Annotated in this window: 16 protein-coding genes; 11 read left to right on the top strand and 5 right to left on the bottom strand. The window is 72.1% G+C overall.

Annotation, left to right across the window (positions count from 1 at the left end; translation table 11 throughout):
* Nucleotides 1-76: 76 nt before the first annotated feature.
* Nucleotides 77-1,012 carry an NAD(+) diphosphatase gene (nudC, locus tag ACIGXO_RS10550; RefSeq protein ID WP_030264181.1) on the top strand — a complete coding sequence of 312 codons (936 nt, stop codon included), beginning with the start codon at nucleotides 77-79 and terminating at the stop codon, nucleotides 1,010-1,012.
* 66 nt (nucleotides 1,013-1,078) lie between these two features.
* On the opposite strand, the gene ACIGXO_RS10545 is transcribed toward nudC, so the two are convergent.
* The gene (locus tag ACIGXO_RS10545) at nucleotides 1,079-1,336 is read right to left on the bottom strand and encodes a glutaredoxin domain-containing protein (protein WP_399783212.1); all 258 of its coding nucleotides are present in this window, start codon (nucleotides 1,334-1,336) and stop codon (nucleotides 1,079-1,081) included.
* A 143-nt stretch (nucleotides 1,337-1,479) separates the two neighbouring features.
* Between ACIGXO_RS10545 and ACIGXO_RS10540 the strand changes: the two genes are divergently transcribed.
* The 5 genes from ACIGXO_RS10540 to ACIGXO_RS10520 all read left to right on the top strand — a co-directional run bounded on the left by ACIGXO_RS10540 (nucleotide 1,480) and on the right by ACIGXO_RS10520 (nucleotide 5,853).
* Nucleotides 1,480-3,816, top strand: coding sequence for an ATP-dependent DNA helicase UvrD2 (locus ACIGXO_RS10540; protein ID WP_399783209.1), 2,337 nt, complete (start codon nucleotides 1,480-1,482; stop codon nucleotides 3,814-3,816).
* A gap of 193 nt (nucleotides 3,817-4,009) precedes the next feature.
* Nucleotides 4,010-4,366 (top strand): hypothetical protein, encoded by a 357-nt coding sequence (locus tag ACIGXO_RS10535; RefSeq protein WP_399783207.1) that lies wholly within the window; start codon nucleotides 4,010-4,012, stop codon nucleotides 4,364-4,366.
* Nucleotides 4,367-4,512: 146 nt separating this feature from the next.
* Complete coding sequence (locus ACIGXO_RS10530; protein ID WP_399783204.1) at nucleotides 4,513-4,866, top strand: WhiB family transcriptional regulator; 354 nt, start codon at nucleotides 4,513-4,515, stop codon at nucleotides 4,864-4,866.
* Nucleotides 4,863-5,180 (top strand): hypothetical protein, encoded by a 318-nt coding sequence (locus ACIGXO_RS10525; RefSeq protein WP_399783202.1) that lies wholly within the window; start codon nucleotides 4,863-4,865, stop codon nucleotides 5,178-5,180. Before ACIGXO_RS10530 ends, ACIGXO_RS10525 begins: the two co-directional genes overlap by 4 nt.
* A 442-nt stretch (nucleotides 5,181-5,622) precedes the next feature.
* Complete coding sequence (locus ACIGXO_RS10520) at nucleotides 5,623-5,853, top strand: hypothetical protein (RefSeq protein ID WP_399783865.1); 231 nt, start codon at nucleotides 5,623-5,625, stop codon at nucleotides 5,851-5,853.
* Nucleotides 5,854-5,920: 67 nt separating this feature from the next.
* Here ACIGXO_RS10520 and ACIGXO_RS10515 read toward each other — a convergent pair whose 3' ends face one another.
* Together ACIGXO_RS10515 and ACIGXO_RS10510 are read right to left on the bottom strand one after the other, a co-directional pair.
* Nucleotides 5,921-7,342, bottom strand: coding sequence for an ABC1 kinase family protein (locus ACIGXO_RS10515; protein WP_399783200.1), 1,422 nt, complete (start codon nucleotides 7,340-7,342; stop codon nucleotides 5,921-5,923).
* A 254-nt stretch (nucleotides 7,343-7,596) separates the two neighbouring features.
* Nucleotides 7,597-8,748, bottom strand: a complete 1,152-nt coding sequence (locus ACIGXO_RS10510) for a TOMM precursor leader peptide-binding protein (RefSeq protein ID WP_399783198.1) — start codon at nucleotides 8,746-8,748, stop codon at nucleotides 7,597-7,599.
* Nucleotides 8,749-9,175: 427 nt separating this feature from the next.
* Between ACIGXO_RS10510 and ACIGXO_RS10505 the strand changes: the two genes are divergently transcribed.
* The 4 genes from ACIGXO_RS10505 to ACIGXO_RS10490 all read left to right on the top strand — a co-directional run bounded on the left by ACIGXO_RS10505 (nucleotide 9,176) and on the right by ACIGXO_RS10490 (nucleotide 13,077).
* On the top strand, nucleotides 9,176-9,775 hold the full coding sequence (locus ACIGXO_RS10505; protein ID WP_031067354.1) for a M48 family metallopeptidase: 600 nt from the start codon (nucleotides 9,176-9,178) through the stop codon (nucleotides 9,773-9,775).
* 127 nt (nucleotides 9,776-9,902) lie between these two features.
* On the top strand, nucleotides 9,903-11,603 hold the full coding sequence (locus ACIGXO_RS10500; protein ID WP_399783194.1) for a TerD family protein: 1,701 nt from the start codon (nucleotides 9,903-9,905) through the stop codon (nucleotides 11,601-11,603).
* A gap of 11 nt (nucleotides 11,604-11,614) precedes the next feature.
* Complete coding sequence (locus ACIGXO_RS10495) at nucleotides 11,615-12,298, top strand: AIM24 family protein (RefSeq protein ID WP_399783191.1); 684 nt, start codon at nucleotides 11,615-11,617, stop codon at nucleotides 12,296-12,298.
* Between the two features lie 20 nt (nucleotides 12,299-12,318).
* Nucleotides 12,319-13,077 carry an AIM24 family protein gene (locus ACIGXO_RS10490; protein ID WP_031067362.1) on the top strand — a complete coding sequence of 253 codons (759 nt, stop codon included), beginning with the start codon at nucleotides 12,319-12,321 and terminating at the stop codon, nucleotides 13,075-13,077.
* Between the two features lie 78 nt (nucleotides 13,078-13,155).
* Here the strand turns inward: ACIGXO_RS10490 and ACIGXO_RS10485 are convergent, their stop codons facing one another.
* Both ACIGXO_RS10485 and ACIGXO_RS10480 read right to left on the bottom strand, forming a co-directional pair.
* The gene (locus ACIGXO_RS10485) at nucleotides 13,156-13,686 is read right to left on the bottom strand and encodes an NUDIX hydrolase (RefSeq protein ID WP_399783188.1); all 531 of its coding nucleotides are present in this window, start codon (nucleotides 13,684-13,686) and stop codon (nucleotides 13,156-13,158) included.
* Nucleotides 13,687-13,688: 2 nt separating this feature from the next.
* On the bottom strand, nucleotides 13,689-15,185 hold the full coding sequence (locus ACIGXO_RS10480; protein ID WP_399783185.1) for a zinc-dependent metalloprotease: 1,497 nt from the start codon (nucleotides 15,183-15,185) through the stop codon (nucleotides 13,689-13,691).
* Between the two features lie 248 nt (nucleotides 15,186-15,433).
* Between ACIGXO_RS10480 and ACIGXO_RS10475 the strand changes: the two genes are divergently transcribed.
* The gene (locus ACIGXO_RS10475) at nucleotides 15,434-16,585 is read left to right on the top strand and encodes an SDR family oxidoreductase (RefSeq protein ID WP_399783183.1); all 1,152 of its coding nucleotides are present in this window, start codon (nucleotides 15,434-15,436) and stop codon (nucleotides 16,583-16,585) included.
* Nucleotides 16,586-16,782: the final 197 nt, after the last annotated feature.

Below are 16,782 nucleotides of genomic sequence, written 5' to 3'. Positions count from 1 at the left end.
GCGGCCCCTCGTAGTGCCGCCGCCGCACATCCGTACGCAGCCCGCACCTCTCGCATAGGGGGAGTTGGAAACACCCGTGACCACCCGGATCGATCACCACGCAGACCGGCCCATCACCTTCAGCGCCGACAGCGGCATCGACCGCAGCGCGCATCACCGACTCGACGAGGCATGGCTCGCCGCGGCGTGGAGCCACCCGACGACGCGCGTCTTCGTGGTCTCCGGCGGTCAGGCGCTGGTGGACGACACCCCGGACGGCCGCACGGAACTGGTCATGACGCCCTCCTTCGAGGCGCCGATGACCGAGACCCACCGTTACTACCTCGGCCAGGACGAGGACGGCGTCCGGTACTTCGCGCTGCAGAAGGACTCGCTGCCGGGGCGCATGGACCAGTCCGCGCGCCCCGCGGGGCTGCGGGAGGCGGGCCTGCTGCTGTCCGAGCGCGACGCCGGCCTTCTTGTGCACGCCGTGGCCCTGGAGAACTGGCAGCGGCTGCACCGCTTCTGCTCGCGCTGCGGCGAGCGCACGGTCATCGCGGCCGCCGGCCACATCCGCCGCTGCCCGGCCTGCGGGGCCGAGCACTACCCGCGTACCGACCCGGCCGTGATCATGCTCGTCACCGACGAGGAGGACCGCGCGCTGCTCGGCCGCCAGGTGCACTGGCCCGAAGGCCGGTTCTCCACGCTCGCCGGCTTCGTCGAGCCCGGCGAGTCCATCGAGCAGTCGGTGCGGCGCGAGGTCTTCGAAGAGGCCGGCGTGGTCGTCGGGGACGTCGAGTACGTCGCCAGCCAGCCCTGGCCCTTCCCCTCCAGCCTGATGCTCGGCTTCATGGCGCGCGCCACCTCGCCGGAGATCCAGGTGGACGGCGAGGAGATCGAGGAGGCCCGCTGGTTCTCCCGCGAGGACCTGCGCGAGGCGTTCGAATCGGGCGAGGTGCTGCCGCCGTACGGCATTTCCATCGCGGCCCGCCTGATCGAGCTCTGGTACGGCAAGCCGCTGCCGAAGCCGTAGCGGCCGCGGACATGCGTGAGGGCCGGAACCCATGGGGTTCCGGCCCTCAGCGTCGGGCCGCGGGCCTCAGGCGCCGAGCTTCTCCTTGATCCACGCCAGCGGCGGGTTGCCCATCGCGTGCTGCTCGCCGCCGCTCTCGGGGACCACGACGACCGTCGGTACGAGCTGGTTGCCGCCGTTCACCTTCTCGACGATCTTCGCCGACTCCGGGTCCTGCTCGATGTTGACCTCGGTGTACGCGATGCCCTCGCGGTCCATCTGGCTCTTGAGCCGACGGCAGTAACCACACCAGGTGGTGCTGTACATCGTGACAGTGCCCGCCATGAGTCCCGTACTCCTTCGTGCTGGTCAGCTGTGTGCTGTGATCAGCTGTGCTGCTGGGGACCGCGGCGACTGCCGCGGCCGGAAGGTTTAACGCGCCACCACCCCCGGCCATTCCCGGCCGTCCACGGGACGCGCGCATTCATATGACCGCACGGCCCGGCTGTGGACAACATTCCCGGCCGCCGCCGTGGACCTGGCAGCATGGCGGGGTGACAGCAGCAACGGACCCCACCCTCTTCCCGCAGGCACCGCAGGCGACGAACTTCCCCGCCGCCCCGGCGGACGCCGACGCGGTGCTGGAAGGGCTCGACCCCGAGCAGCGCGAGGTCGCCACCGCGCTGCACGGCCCCGTCTGCGTGCTGGCCGGTGCGGGCACGGGCAAGACCCGCGCGATCACCCACCGCATCGCCTACGGCGTCCGCGCGGGCATCCTCCAGCCGAACACCGTCCTGGCCGTCACGTTCACCAACCGCGCGGCGGGCGAGATGCGCGGCCGGCTGCGCCAGCTCGGCGCCGGCGGTGTCCAGGCCCGGACGTTCCACTCCGCCGCGCTGCGCCAGCTCCAGTACTTCTGGCCCAAGGCCGTCGGCGGCGAGGTCCCCCGGCTGCTGGACCGCAAGGTCCAGCTGGTCGCCGAGGCCGGGACCCGCTCCGGCATCCGGCTGGACCGCTCGGAGCTGCGCGATGTCACGAGCGAGATCGAGTGGTCCAAGGTCACCCAGACCGTGCCCGCCGACTATCCCGCCGCCGTGGCCAAGGCGACCCGCGAGGCCCCCCGCGACCCCGCCGAGATCGCCCAGATCTACCGCACGTACGAGGACCTCAAGCGGGACCGCGGCGTCATCGACTTCGAGGACGTGCTGCTGCTCACGGTCGGCGTGCTCCAGGAGCGCCCGGACATCGCCGAGCAGGTCCGCGCCCAGTACCAGCACTTCGTCGTCGACGAGTACCAGGACGTCAGCCCCCTCCAGCAGCGCCTCCTGGAGCTGTGGCTCGGCGACCGCGACAGCCTCTGCGTGGTCGGCGACGCCAGCCAGACGATCTACAGCTTCACCGGCGCCACCCCCGATCACCTGCTGAACTTCCGCACCCGCCACCCCGGCGCGACCGTCGTGAAGCTGGTCCGTGACTACCGCTCCAGCCCCCAGATCGTCCGTCTCGCCAACGGCCTCCTCGCCCAGGCCCGCGGCCGCGCCGCCGAGCACCGCCTGGAGCTGATCTCCCAGCGCGAGGCGGGCCCGGAGCCGGTGCACACCGAGTACGGCGACGAGCCCGCCGAGGCGGAGGGCACGGCCCGCCGGATCCGGGACCTCATCGCCTCGGGCGTGCCCGCGGGCGAGATAGCCGTCCTGTTCCGCATCAACGCCCAGTCCGAGGTGTACGAACAGGCGCTGGCCGACGCGGGCGTGCCGTACCAGCTCCGCGGGGCCGAGCGGTTCTTCGAGCGTCCGGAGGTCCGCGAGGCCGGGCACAAGCTGCGCGCGGCGGCCCGCTTCGGCGGGAACGACGCCCTGCTGGACGACGCCATGGACCTCCCCTCCGAGGTCCGGGCCGTGCTCAGCGAGATGGGCTGGGGCGACCGGCCGCCGGCCGGCTCCGGCGCAGTGCGAGACCGCTGGGAGTCGCTGGCGGCGCTGGTCCGGCTCGCCGAGGACTTCGCGCGGGCCCGCTCCGGGGCCACCCTCGCCGACCTGGTCGCCGAGCTCGACGAGCGGGCGAACGCGCAGCACGCCCCGACCGTCGACGGTGTGACGCTCGCCTCGCTGCACGCGGCCAAGGGCCTGGAGTGGGACGCGGTCTTCCTGGTCGGCCTCACCGACGGCATGCTGCCGATCACGTACGCCAAGACGGACGAGCAGCTGGAGGAGGAGCGCCGCCTGCTGTACGTCGGCATCACGCGCGCCCGGCGGCACCTGAGCCTCTCCTGGTCCCTCTCGCGGTCTCCTGGCGGCCGGGCCCACCGGAGTCCCAGCCGGTTCCTGAAGGGGCTGCGGCCGGGCTCAGGAGGGACGGGACACCGCTCGCCCGGCGGGGGCGGCGGTATCGAGCGCGGCGTCGGCGGCGGAGCGGCCGGTCCGGGTACGGAGCGGGAAGCGGTCCGCCGCAAGCGCCGCGGGCCGATCCGCTGCCGGGTGTGCGGCCGGGTGCTCACCGACGGCGGCGAGATGAAGCTGATGCGCTGCGAGGACTGCCCCTCCGACCTCGACGAGGGGCTGTACGAGCGGCTGCGGGAGTGGCGCGAGGCGCAGGCCGCCGCGCTGGGCCAGCCGGCATTCTGCGTCTTCACCGACAAGACACTCATGGCGATAGCCGAAGCCGTTCCGGGAACCGAACAGGAGCTGGCGAGCATCCCTGGAGTGGTAAGGCGCAAGCTCGGCAGATTCGGCGCCGACGTCCTGGCCCTGTGCGCGGGGGAGGAACTCCCCGGTGGAGAACTCGCGGCGGACCAGGCCGGAGGTGACGAGGACGCTACGGAATGAGGGCTTCCGGGGAACGGTTTCTGCGACGCGCAAAAGTCGTCGGAAAAATAGTTTGCGCGCGCGGAGCGCATCCCCATAGCCTTCGGAAGCACGGAGACAACGGGCCTTCCGAGAACCGTTGGATTCGTGCTGTACTGAACGACCCGGACCGGTCCGCATCGGTCCCCGAAGACGCCGAAAGGAGGCGAGACCAGTGATCAGCTTCATCGAGACCCAGAAAATGACCGATCTCTCGGTCGCCGCCACCTGCCCGCTCGGCTCTTCGCTCCATGGCACCGGTCTGTCCGGAGCCGGCCTGTCCGGTTCCGTCCGTCCGTCCGGCGTCGCGGCAGTGCGTCCCGTGTCCCTCGCGATTCTTCCGATTCGCGAGCGCAGCGAGCGACCGACCAAGGCACCTGAGGTAGCAGCAGCGGCAAACGCGCACGCCTTTGCCTTCGCGGCGGCCAATGGTGCCGAATCCCGGACTCAGTACGCCACGACTCAGTACTTCACGCAGCAGAACAGCATGTGGGCCTTCCGCGGGCTCGAACCCTGGAGTGATCCAGCCTGATCGGCGAGATCAGGTCGGCACCTTCCAGGGCCGCGGAACCCACACCGGGATCCGCGGCCCTTTTGTTTGCCCCTCCGCAGCCGGCAGAGGGGACCACACGACAGCCCAGCCACCAGCCGGGCCGAAAAGACGAGGAACACACCACCGTGCAACTCCAGACGCACACCCCGTCCGTCGCCACCGACCTGAATCCCCCGCCCGACCTCCAGGAGAACCCCTTGCTGCCCCTCACCGAGCTCGACGACGAGATCGACCGCCTCGGCGCCGCCGTCCCGTGCCGCACCTATGACCCGGAGGTCTTCTTCGCCGAGTCGCCGGCCGACGTCGAGTACGCCAAGTCGCTGTGTCAGACCTGCCCCGTGCGCGAAGCGTGCCTGGCCGGCGCCAAGGACCGCCGCGAGCCCTGGGGTGTCTGGGGCGGTGAGCTCTTCGTCCAGGGGGTCGTCGTCCCCCGGAAGCGCCCGCGTGGCCGTCCGCGCAAGAACCCGGTCGCGGCATGAACACCACCGGCACAGGAACGATCGACCGTCCCGCCACCCGGGACCCCCAGAAGCAGGACCCGACGATGAACCCCTCCTTCACCGACACCCCCGCCCCCGCGAACTCCGGCGCGAACGAGCGTCGCCAGAACAGGACCCGTGAAATGCAACTCATCCCAGAAGCCCTGGCGAGGGCCCATATCCATCAGCGCCTGCGCGAGGCCGAGACCGAACGCAGAGCCCTCCGGCTCGCCACGGCCCGGCGCATGCAGCGCCGCGCCGAACGCGTCTCCCTCCGCGCCCGCCGCGCCCTGGCCATGGCCGTCATGCAGTGACACCGGTGACGCGGTGACGCCGGTGACGCCCGCGCGTCGCCTGTCCAACCCGTAGCGCGCCCCACGCCCTTCCCGGGCAGTGCGGCGCGCTACGCGCTTTGGGGCGCCTGATGTTCAGTTCTTGGCGTTCGGTGCTCGGTGGTTGGTGTTCGGTGGTTGGTGGGGAAGTGGCTCGGAGAGGGAATCTGAGCGATGACGTCCGGGCGTGGATCGTGCCGGACCGTGCCGGATCGCGCGGTGTCATATCCCGATCAGATCGTGCGCCGTTGTGATGGAACGTGCACCCCGTGAGTGAACCGTGCGCCGGGGCGGCGGGCCCGTGCGCCGGATGCCGGAGTCGTGCTCCGACACGCACCGCCTTACTGGTGCGTTGTGCACGTATTGTCGGCCTTGGCGGAGATATCGTCGGGCAGTGGACCATGAGACGCATGAACGGGCGGAGTTGACCGACGAAACCGACCGGACCGAGTGGTCCGCCCCGACCGGCGGGCCCGGCGGGTCCAGCGGGTCCGGCGAGGGCACGGTGTGCGCCCGGTGCGGCGCGGTGGCCGACGGCACGCCCACGACCTGGACCTGTTCCGTCGAGAACGGCACTCGCCGCTACTTCTGCGAGTCCTGCGCCCGCACCCACCTCCGCGCCATCGAATCCCGCCTGGACTCCGCCTGGTGGTGATCACCGGTTCGTAGGGTGCTCGCCGGCCCCCTCCACGCCGAGATCGGCGAGCGCCGGCCCCCGCGCTTCAGGCGGAGGTTTCTTCCGCGTCCTCCTCGTCTGCGGTCACGTCGGAACAGGGCTCACGGACGGCTTGGGTGGGGATGGGAGCGGACTCGACGAAGCCCGGTAGCCACGTGGTGAGTTCGTCGCGGAGCCGGACCGTCGCGCCCAGCTGGCACAGGACGCCGATCGTGCTCAGCGTCACGCGGTGTATCAGGAGGTACGCCGGCGGCAGGTTCAGCTGCTTGCCCAGCTGGTGGGCCGGGGAGCGGGGATCCGCGACCCGGGCGGCCTGGTTGCGCATCCAGCCCCGGGTGAAGGTGAACTCCTCCGCCTGTGCCGGCTCGATGATCGGCAGGAGATAGTCCAGTACCGCGTCCGGCTCCAGGTCGACGGAGTCCTTGATGAAGCCCTCCTCGCACAGCAGCTCGTAGACCGCGTCCGCCCGGCCGTCCAGTGTCATCCGCAGCGAGGTGCCGATCGTGGGCGGCAGCCCGTCCGGCAGCCGGTCGACCGTACCGAAGTCCAGTACTCCCAGCCGCCATTCCTCCGGCGGCCCGTCCGGCGCGTGCCCGGTCAGCAGCCGGAAGTTGCCCGGGTGCGGGTCGGCGTGCAGCAGGCCCGTGCGCGAGGTCCCGGAGAAGAGGAAGCGGGCCAGCAGCTGTCCGGCGCGGTCCCGCTCCTCCGGGCTGCCGCCCGAGATCACCTCGGAGAGCGGCACGCCCTCCATCCACTCCGTGACCAGCACCTCGTCGCCCTGATGGACGACGGCCGGCACCACGACGTCCGGATCGTCGGCGAACTCCGCGGCATACGTACGCTGAGCCGCCGCCTCCAGGCCGTAGTCCAGCTCCTCCGAGACCCGGTCCCGCAGCTCGGTGATCAGCGGTTTGACGTCCATCCCGGGGATGAGCGGGCCCAGCAGGCGCGCGAACCGGCCCAGTTGGGCGAGGTCCGAGAGCAGCGCCTCGCCCGCGCCCGGGTACTGCACCTTCACCGCGACCTCGCGGCCGTCGTGCCACACCGCCCGGTGCACCTGCCCGATCGAGGCCGCGGCCGACGGCTTGTCGTCGAACTCCGCGAACAGCTCCCGCCAGTCCTCGCCCAGCCGCTGGGCGAGCACCGCGTGGACGGTGGCGGAGGGCAGCGGCGGCGCCGCCTCCTGCAGCTTGGTCAGCGCGGCGCGGTACGGCCCGGCGATCTCCTCCGGCAGCGCCGACTCGAAGACGGACAGCGCCTGCCCGAACTTCATCGCCCCGCCCTTGAGCTGGCCCAGCGTCGCGAACAGCTGCTCGGCGGTGCGCTGCTGGAGCTCCGTGGCGATCATCTCCGCCGGCCGCCCGCCGATGCGCTTGCCGAGTCCGAGCGCGGTGCGTCCGGCGAAGCCCAGAGGGAGGGCGGCGAGCTTGGCGGTCCGGACGACGGCCTTGCGCGGCAGATCAGACATGTGCGCGTCCTCCCAAGGTCCCGACTCGGCCGGGAGCGTTGTTCCCACAGGTCAGGTGAGTCAGAGCGGTCGGATCGATCAAAGCGGATGGAGCAGTTCGAGCGGTCAGTTCGGTGCGAACGCAGGGGTCGGTTGGCGCGGCCGGGACGCTGAGGGCGGTAGGGACGGCGCGGTCGGTGTTCGTGGGATCGGTGACCGCTGGGTGAGGTTGTGCCGGCATGCGCCCCTCCAACTCGCGCTGGCCCCGGGTGGGGTTACTCCGTCATTGTTGCGCGTCGGGGACGAGGATCCGAGGCGGCTGCGGTGGCGGAGGAGCGCGCCGCGCCACAAGGGCACTCGGGATGAGCCTCGATCTGATCGGTGTCCCAGCTCATACAGGGGAGCGCAAGCTCTGTCCGTGCGCCCGTACAGGGTGGCAGATGCCCGTCGAGGAACGTCAGGACCTGTGTCGCGGCGAGTCCCGCCACCGTCGTGGCCAGCGCCGCGTCGCACGCGGGCACGACCGGCGCGGCGCGGCCCGAACGCCACTGGGCCAGCAGCAGGGGCCAGGCCGGCTCGGCGTCCGTACGGCGCAGCTCCCAGCAGCGGGCGCAGGCCGAGTCGCCGGGGAGGACCAGCGGGCCCACCACTCCCGTGGCCTCGATCACGCCCACGTACAGATGGGGTATGCCGGAGGCGAGGTACGACTCGGCGAGCCCGGGGTCGGGGGCATAGGCGGCCAGGCCGTCCCGCGGGGCGAGCACCGTGAGGGAGTGCGGGAGCCCATCGGACGGGGCGGACGCGCCGCCGGTGGTCCGGGCGGGGCGGCCGGTTCGTCGTCTCCATGGAGAGGAGGCGCTGACCAGGCGCCGGGCGGTCACGTCCCGCCGCTCGCCGACGTGATCGGGGCGGAAGCCGGCGGGCAGCACGTCCCAGGGCTCGACCAGGCCCCTGTCCAGCACGTCCACCTGCCCGACGCCCGCCGCGGAGAGCAGCGCCGCGATCGACGCGCCCACCCGTCCCGTGCCGCGCACCAGTACTCGCGCGGAGCGGCGCGCCCACATCCGTTCGTCCGCGCCCGCCGAGTCCCGATGGCGTGCCGACAGGGCGGCGAGGTCGGGGCGTAACCGGTCGAAGACGGAGAGATCGGCCTGGAGGGCTTCGGCCGCCGGGGTGCCGCGGGCCGGAGCTTCCAGCAGCCCGGCGGCGTCCAGGCGGCCGACGATTTCGCGGGCGTGGCCCGGCGGCAGCTGCATCGCCTTGGCCTCGCGCTCCAGCTGCTCCACGCTGCGGGTGCCGTCGATCAGGCTCAGCAAGCTGCCGGTCGCGCTGTCCATGGGACCGATCACCACGGCGTGGGCCGGGGCGACGCCGAAGCGCACGGTGTCCCTGTCCGGCCAGCCACGCCGCAGAGCCGGCTTGAGCATCGGATGCGGGGAAGGGAGGGGAGCCGACGGGGGAGAGGGGAGAGGAGAGGGGCGGGGGAGGGAGGTGGATTTCGGCGATTCGGGTGGTGAGGGAGGCGCGGGTGGTGAGATGGTCGGGTGTGGGTGCGGCATGTCATCCCCCGTTGATGCGGTGCCGGTCGGTGGTGCCGTGGAGCGGGACGGGTGGTCACGGACTTCTGGTCGGTGATCATGGACTTCGCGGTGGTCTTCCGGCCGTTCGCGGAGGTCCGGATCTGTCGTACGGCTCGAGCATGCGGCAAAGGCCGGATCGGTGCCGGAAGTTATCCACAGAAGGCGCGATTAGTCGTACAAGCGTCGAGCGTCTCTGTACCCGTCGTGGAGGGTTTCGCCCGCAACCCGGCTCGGAGACGGGACTTCGCCCGGCGCCAGAAGGTAACGTCGGGGCGTGCCCGCCGACCCACCGCACCGTGCCGCCGACCCGCAGCGCAGGACCGTAGCGAGCCCACAGAGCCGCGCGTCCGCGACCAGCGCGGTCGAGGTGCGCAGAAGCTCGCGGCGGCGGCGCACGGTCTCCGCGTACCGGGAGGGCGACCGGACCGTCGTCCTGATCCCGGCCCGGATGTCCGAGGCCGAGGAGCGCCGCTGGGTGACGGTCATGCTGGACAAGCTGGCCGCCCAGGAGAGCAAGCGGATGCTGGGCGACGACGAGCTGGCCGAGCGCGCCGAGCGGCTGTCGGCGCAGTACCTGGGCGGCCGGGCCCGCCCCGCGTCCGTGCGCTGGGTCACCAACCAGAACACCCGATGGGGATCGTGCACGCCGGCCGAGGGCAGCATCCGGCTCTCGCACCGGCTGCAGGGCATGCCGGAGTACGTCATCGACTACGTACTCGTGCACGAGCTGGCCCATCTGCTCGTGCCCGGACACGGTCCCAGCTTCTGGGAGCTGTTGACGGCGTATCCCCGGACGGAGCGGGCGCGCGGCTACCTCGAAGGAGTGGTCGCCGCCGACCGGCTGCCGCACCTGCCCGCAGCGCGCAGCGAGTGACGGCGGTACCGCCACGGCCGCCGCTTTCGTGACAGAACCGTCGAGCCCCGGCATCGTGCCGCATACGTACCAGCCGTTAGCCTGACGCGCGACGCAATCAAGTTCGGATGGGGGACGGTCGTTACGTATGGCCAGGGAATTCCAACGGGGCCACAAGGCCAGGATCAGTGACCTGACCGCGGGGACGGATCTGTACGTGGGCGTGCGGATCGCCGGTCCCGGTCTGACCTTCGACATCAGCTGTTTCGGCCTCGACGCCGACGAAAAGCTGTCCGACGACCGGTACTTCATCTTCTTCAACCAGCCGAAGTCGCCCGAGGAGTCCCTCCAGCAGCTCGGTGCGCAGGCCGGTGACACCGAGTCCTTCCGGGTCACGCTCGACCGGATCCCGCAGCACGTACAGAAGCTGTCCTTCACGGCGGCGATCGACGGTGCGGGCCAGATGTCGCAGATCGGTCCGGGGTACATCCGGATCGTCGCAGGGGGCGAAGAAGTCGCGCGGTATTCCTTCACGGGGTCCGAGTTCAGTACCGAGCGTGCTGTCATGCTCGGCGACTTCTACATGAAGGACGTGTGGCGCTTCGCGGCTGTCGGGCAGGGGTTCGACGGTGGACTGGAGGCGCTGCTGAAGAACTTCGGTGGCGAGGTCGCCGAGGAGGCGGAGGCCGCGCCGCAGCCGGACGCCGTACCCGGCTTCGCACCGCCTGCCGCAGCGGAGCCCGCGCCCGGTTTCGCGCCGCCCGCCGCCGAGCCGGCCCCGGCGCCTGCCCCGACCCCGGAACCTGCCCCGGCGCCCGGCTTCGGTGCCCCGCAGCAGCCCACGGTCCCGGAGCCCGCGCAGCCGTACGCCCCGCAGCCCGGGCCCGCCCCCGCCCAGCAGCCGACGGCTCCGCAGCAGAACCAGCAGAACCAGCCTGACCAGCAGGCCCGGATGCACGCGGCGCCGACCATCGCCGCCCCCATGGCGCCGCCGGCGCCCGCGCCCCACCCGGGCCAGCCCGCGCCCCACCCGGGCCAGCCCGCGCCGCCGCCCGCCCAGCCCGGCCCGTACGGCCAACCCGGCCCGTACGCCCAGCCCGGTCCCTACGGTCAGCAGCCGCCCGCCTACGGGCAGCCCGCGCCGCAGGGCAGCGGGCAGTACGCCGTACCGCAGCAGGGCGGTCCCGGCGCGGGGCTGGAAGCCTCGCTGCAGAAGTACCGCGAGGCCCCCACAGGGCAGCGCTGGACGCCCCAGAGCGAGAAGCTGATCCGGGTCGACCTCGGCGTCGACGGACAGCCGGTGCTGGCCCGCCAGGGCAGCATGGTGCTCTACCAGGGCAAGGTCGACTTCAGCTACAAGGGCGCCGGCTTCCGCGGCCGCATCGTGGGCAACGCCACCGGCCAGGAGATGCAGCTGATGCGCTGCTCCGGCCAGGGGCAGGTCTTCTTCGCGGAGAACAGCGCCCATGTGCACCCCATCGAGCTGCAGGGCGACGCGATCTGCGTCAACGCCGAGAGCGTGCTGGCCTTCGACGAGTCGCTGCAGCACGAAGTGCGGCGCATCGAAGGGCACGGCATCCCCGGAGGCGCGCTGTTCACCATGCAGTTCCAGGGCACCGGCACGGTGGTCGTGAAGACCGCCGGAACTCCCGTCGTCCTGCCCGTCACGCCGACCACCTTCGCGGACGCCAACGCCATCGTCGCGTGGTCCGCCGCCTCCCAGGTGATCATCTCCAGCCAGGTGCGGCTGCGCCGCAGCGCGTACCCCGGCCACTCGGGGGAGACCGTGAACCTCCAGTTCCGGGGCGCTCCCGGCAATTTCATCGTCGTCCAGCCCTACGAGGTCTGAGGGAGCCCGTCATGACTCAGCAGCAGCTTTCGGGCTACGCCCCGACCGCACCCGCGGTCCGTATGGAGAACCACGGCAGTGCGATGGTGAAGATCGCCATGCAGAGCGGTCAGGACGTCCTCTGCCGCACCGGCTCGATGGTCGCCTACGAAGGCTTCGTCCAGTACGAGCCGAACCCGCCGGCCGTGCGCCAGATGGCCTCCCAGTGGCTGACCGGCGAGGGCGCGCCCCTCATGAAGGCCAGCGGCGACGGCCTGCTCTACCTCGCCGACTACGGCGCCGACGTCGTGTGCCTGAACCTCAACGACGACGCCATCTCCGTGAACGGCACCAACCTGCTCGCCTTCGACGCGCACCTCCAGTGGGGCGTGCAGCGCGTCAAGGGGATGGCGAAGTTCGCGGGCCAGGGATTGTTCAACGTGGGGATCGCGGGCACCGGATGGGTCGCGCTGACCTCGCGCGGCACTCCGATCGTCGTCGACTGCGGCCGTGGCGAGGACGAGACCTACGTGGACCCGGACGCGCTCGTGGCCTGGTCGACGAACCTGAACGTGAAGGGCAAGCGCAGCTTCAAGGCGTCCTCGATGATCGGGCGCGGCAGCGGCGAGGCGTACCAGCTCGGCTTCTCCGGCCAGGGCTTCGTGGTCGTACAGCCCAGCGAGGACAGCGCCGACCGGCTCCGGGCCCGGGGCTGAGGGGGAGGAATTACGTCACCATGCAGAGCCCGCTTTTCGCCTACACCGAGGCGCAGACCCAGGACCGGTACGCGCTGCAGAACCCGCAGTTGCTGCGGGTCGCGCTGACCGGCCACGAGGACCTGCTCGCCCGTAAGGGCACGATGGTCGCCTATCAGGGGCTGCTCGAATTCGACGGGGAGTACCAGACCCCGAACCAGCAGCGGCGGCGCGCCCGGGCCGGCGAGGGTCTGGACCTGATGCGCGTCTCCGGACAGGGCACGGTCTACCTGGCCAACCTCGCCCAGCACGTCCATCTCGTGGACGTCGACCACGACGGGCTGACCGTCGACAGCAACTACGTGCTCGCGCTGGACTCCACGCTCCACTGGGAGGTCATCTCCGTGGACAGCCAGTACGGCATCTCGGGCACCGGCAAGTACCAGCTCAACATCTCGGGCCGGGGCAAGGTCGCGCTGATGACCTCGGGCCAGCCCCTGATGATGCAGGTGACGCCCGACAAGTACGTCAACGCCGACGCGGACGCGGTGGTCGCCTGGTCGACCTCGCTGCGCGTCCAGATGCAGGCGCAGACGCATTCCTCGGGCGTGTGGCGGCGCCGCGGCAGCACGGGCGAGGGCTGGGAGCTCAGCTTCCTCGGACAGGGCTACGCGCTCGTCCAGCCCAGCGAGCTGCTGCCGCCGCAGAACGCCGTCATCGGGCAGGGCCTCGCCGCCCAGTACGGGATGGGGCAGCGCGGCGCCCACGGGCAGAACCAGGGCAACATCTTCACGAACTGAGCAGGGCGCCCTCAGGCGCCCCTCAGAGACGCGCGAGCGGGCCCGGCACTCCTGTGCCGGGCCCGCTCGCCGCGCGTCCTACAGCAGCGCCCTGGTCCGCTCCACGAGCCGTACCACCGACTCGTCGGCCACGTCCGGCACCTCGTCGTACGGGAACCAGCGCAGGTCCAGTGACTCGTCGCTGATCGCCTCCGTGGCGCCCTCCGGGGCCAGCGCGGCGTACTGCACGTCCAAGTGCCACGCGCAGGGCGTGTGATGGCGGTCCAGGCGCACCGGGCCGCCCGGCAGCAGCGTGAGCCCCCGGTCGATGCCGGACTCCTCGCGCGCCTCGCGCAGCGCCGCGTCCGCCAGCGTGGCGTCCCCGGGCTCGCAGTGGCCGCCCATCTGCAGCCACATCCGCAGCTTCTTGTGCAGCGTGAGCAGCACGCGGCCGCGCGACGGGTCGATCACCAGGGCGCTCGCCGTGAGGTGCCCGTCGCCGCAGGGCTTCCACATGCCGTCCGGGTGGGCGGCCAGGTGGTCCAGGTACGCCAGCCGAAGCTGCTCCTGGTCGGGAGCGGGCGCGGGCCACTCCTTGAGGACCCGCGCCGCGTTCTCATGAAGGCTCACGGTCACTTGGCGCCGTCGCCCTCGCCGCCGTCCTTGCCCTCGGAACCGTCGCCCTCGGGGCGCTCGCCCTCGGCACCCTCCCGCTTGGTCAGGTCCGGCTTGCCGCCCTCGGCAGTGCCCTTGCCCTTCGCGGCCTCGCCGAGCATCGCGTCCAGCTCGGAGAAGTCCAGCTGCTCGCGGTGCACGAAGCCGTCCGGGTCGTCCAGGTCCTGCGCCGTGGGGAGCATGTCCGGGTGCGACCACAGCGCGTCCCGGCCGTCCAGGCCGCGCGCGTCCGTGAGCGAGGCCCACAGCCGCGAGGCGTCCCGCAGGCGCCGCGGGCGCAGCTCCAGGCCGATCAGGGTGGCGAAGGTCTGCTCCGCCGGGCCGCCGGTCGCCCGGCGCCGCCGCAACGTTTCGCGCAGCGCGTCGGCCGACGGGAGGTGCGGGGCGGCGGCCGCGTGCACGACCGCGTCCACCCAGCCCTCTACGAGGGCCAGCGCCGTCTCCAGACGGGCCAGCGCGGCCTTCTGCTCCGGGGTGTCCTCGGGCTGGAACATGCCCTGCTGCAGCGCGTCCTGCAGCTGCTCGGGGTGGGCCGGGTCGAGCTGGCCGACCGCGTCCTCCAGCTTGCTGGTGTCGACCTTGATGCCGCGTGCGTAGCCCTCGACCGCACCGAAGAGGTGCGAGCGCAGCCACGGTACGTGGGCGAAGAGACGCTGGTGGGCGGCCTCGCGCAGGGCCAGGTACAGCCGCACCTCCTCGGGCGGCACCCCCAGGCCGGAGCCGAGCGCCTCGACGTTGCCCGGCAGCAGGGCGGCCTTGCCGGCCGGGCCCAGCGGCAGCCCGACGTCCGTGGAGCCGACGACCTCGCCGGCCAGCGTGCCGAGCGCCTGCCCGATCTGGGTACCGAACATCGCGCCGCCCATGGAGCGCATCATCCCGAGCAGCGGGCCCGCCATGGCCTGCATCTCCTCGGGGAGCACGTCGCCCATCGCGGCGCCGACGCGCTCGGCGACCGGGTCCACGAGCTCCTTCCACACCGGCAGGGTCTCCTCGACCCACTCGGCGCGGCTCCAGGCCACGACGGTGTTCGCGCCCGAGGGCAGCGACGTCACGCCGTCCAGCCACAGGTCCGCGAGGCGCACGGCCTCCTCGGCCGCGGCCCGCTCACCGGGCGCCACGCTGGCGTCCTTGCTGCCGTCCTGGGCGCCCTGCGCCACCGTCTGGCGCGCGATGTCCTTGGCCATCTCCCAGTTCACCGGGCCGCCCTCGTACGAGAGCATCTGGCCGAGCTTCTGGAAGGCGGCTCCGAGGTCGCCAGGGTTCATCTCGCCCCCTGGCCCGCCCATGCCGCCGAAGAGCGCCGCGAACGGATTGTCCGCGCCACCGCTCCCGCCGCCGAACCCGAACGGATTCGCGGGGCCCTGGTTACCTCCCTGGCCGCCCTTCTGCTTGCCGTTGTCGCCGTCCTCCGGCTCCTCCGGCGGAAGGCCGAATCCGAATGGGTTGTCACTCACGGGTTTCCTCGGCTCGTAGGGCCGCCGGCCCCGGGCCGACGGCGGCTGCCCGACATTCCCTTCCAGCCTAGAGGGTGTCCGGCCGTTCTCCGCGGCCGCGGAGAAGACGGTCCGGTACCCCCTGTGACACCCCGCGCCGCTCCGGGGCTCGGTGCTTGGCTGTCGGGGCGCCTGCGGCAGGATGGACGCACGCTGGTCCGTACGCGCCGGTGCGCATACGTACTGAAGACAACCGCTGGAGACGCCCGGTGAGTTCCCCAGATCCGACCGTTCGCGCAGCGCGAAACAGTGCTGCCAGGCCCGAGAAGACGTCCGAAACGACGCTCCCAGGGGCAGCCGCGCCACAGCACCGCCCCGTCGTGGCGGTCACCGGCGCCGCCTCCGGTGTCGGTGCGCTGCTGACCCGTGCCCTGCTGGAGTCCGACGAGGTCAAGCGGGTCGTGGCCATCGATGAGCGGCGCGGGGACGAGGAGGACGCCGACTGGCACGTACTGGATGTCCGCGACCCCGCCATCGCCGAGAAGCTCCGGGGCGCCGACGTCGTCGTCCACCTGGCGCTCGACCTCGACCTGGAGACCGACCCGGCCGCCCGCACCGCGTACAACGTGCGCGGCACCCAGACCGTCCTGACCGCGGCCGCCGCGGCCGGCGTGCACCGGGTCGTGCTGTGCACCTCCGCGATGGTCTACGGGGCGCTGCCCGACAACGACGTGCCGCTCTCCGAGGACGCCGAGCTGCGCGCGACCGCGGACGCCACCGGGGTCGGCGACCTCATGGAGATCGAACGGCTGGCCCACCGGGCGCCGCGCGCCCACCCCGGACTCAACGTCACCGTGCTGCGCCCCACCGTCCTCGTGGGCGGCACCGACACCGCGCTCACCCGGTACTTCGAGTCGCCGCGCCTCCTGGTCGTCGCGGGCTCCCGCCCCGCGTGGCAGTTCTGCCACGTGGAGGACCTGGTCAGCGCACTGGAGTACGCCGCCCTGGAGAAGGTCGAGGGCGAGCTCGCGGTGGGCTGCGACGGCTGGCTGGAGCAGGAGGAGGTCGAGGAGCTCACCGGTATCCGCAGGATGGAGCTGCCCTCCTCCGTGGCCCTCGGCGCCGCGGCCCGGCTGCACCGCATCGGACTCACGCCCTCGCCCGCCGGCGACCTGGCGTACACGATGCACCCGTGGGTGGTCAGCGGCAGCCGGCTGCACGACGCGGGCTGGCGGCCCCGCTGGACCAACGAGGAGGTGCTCGCCGAGCTCCTGGAGGAGGTCGCGGGGCGGCACACGGTGGCCGGGCGCCGGCTGGGCCGCAAGGACGCCACCGCCGCCGGTGCGGCGGGCGCGACCGTCGCGCTGCTGGGTACCGCCGCGCTCGTACGCCGCGCCCGTAAGGCCCGGCGGCGTATCTGAGGCAGCGCGGGTGGCGCCCCTCGGGGCACGCGCGCCACAGGAGTGCGGGGGACCGTACGGAAGCGGTGGCTCCCTCCGGACGGCGGGAATGCGTCGTCCGTACGCGGCGGCAGTCCCCCTACGGTCTGGTAGGACCCTCCATAAGGCGGTCGGTACACCAGGTGAAACAGCCATTCCCCCGCGCCGCGTCCGTGGGG

The organism is Streptomyces sp. NPDC053542 (genome assembly GCF_044544685.1).
Lineage (GTDB): Bacteria > Actinomycetota > Actinomycetes > Streptomycetales > Streptomycetaceae > Streptomyces.
The sequence above is the reverse complement of the archived record's forward strand: the minus strand, read 5'-3'. Positions and strand labels throughout refer to the sequence as shown.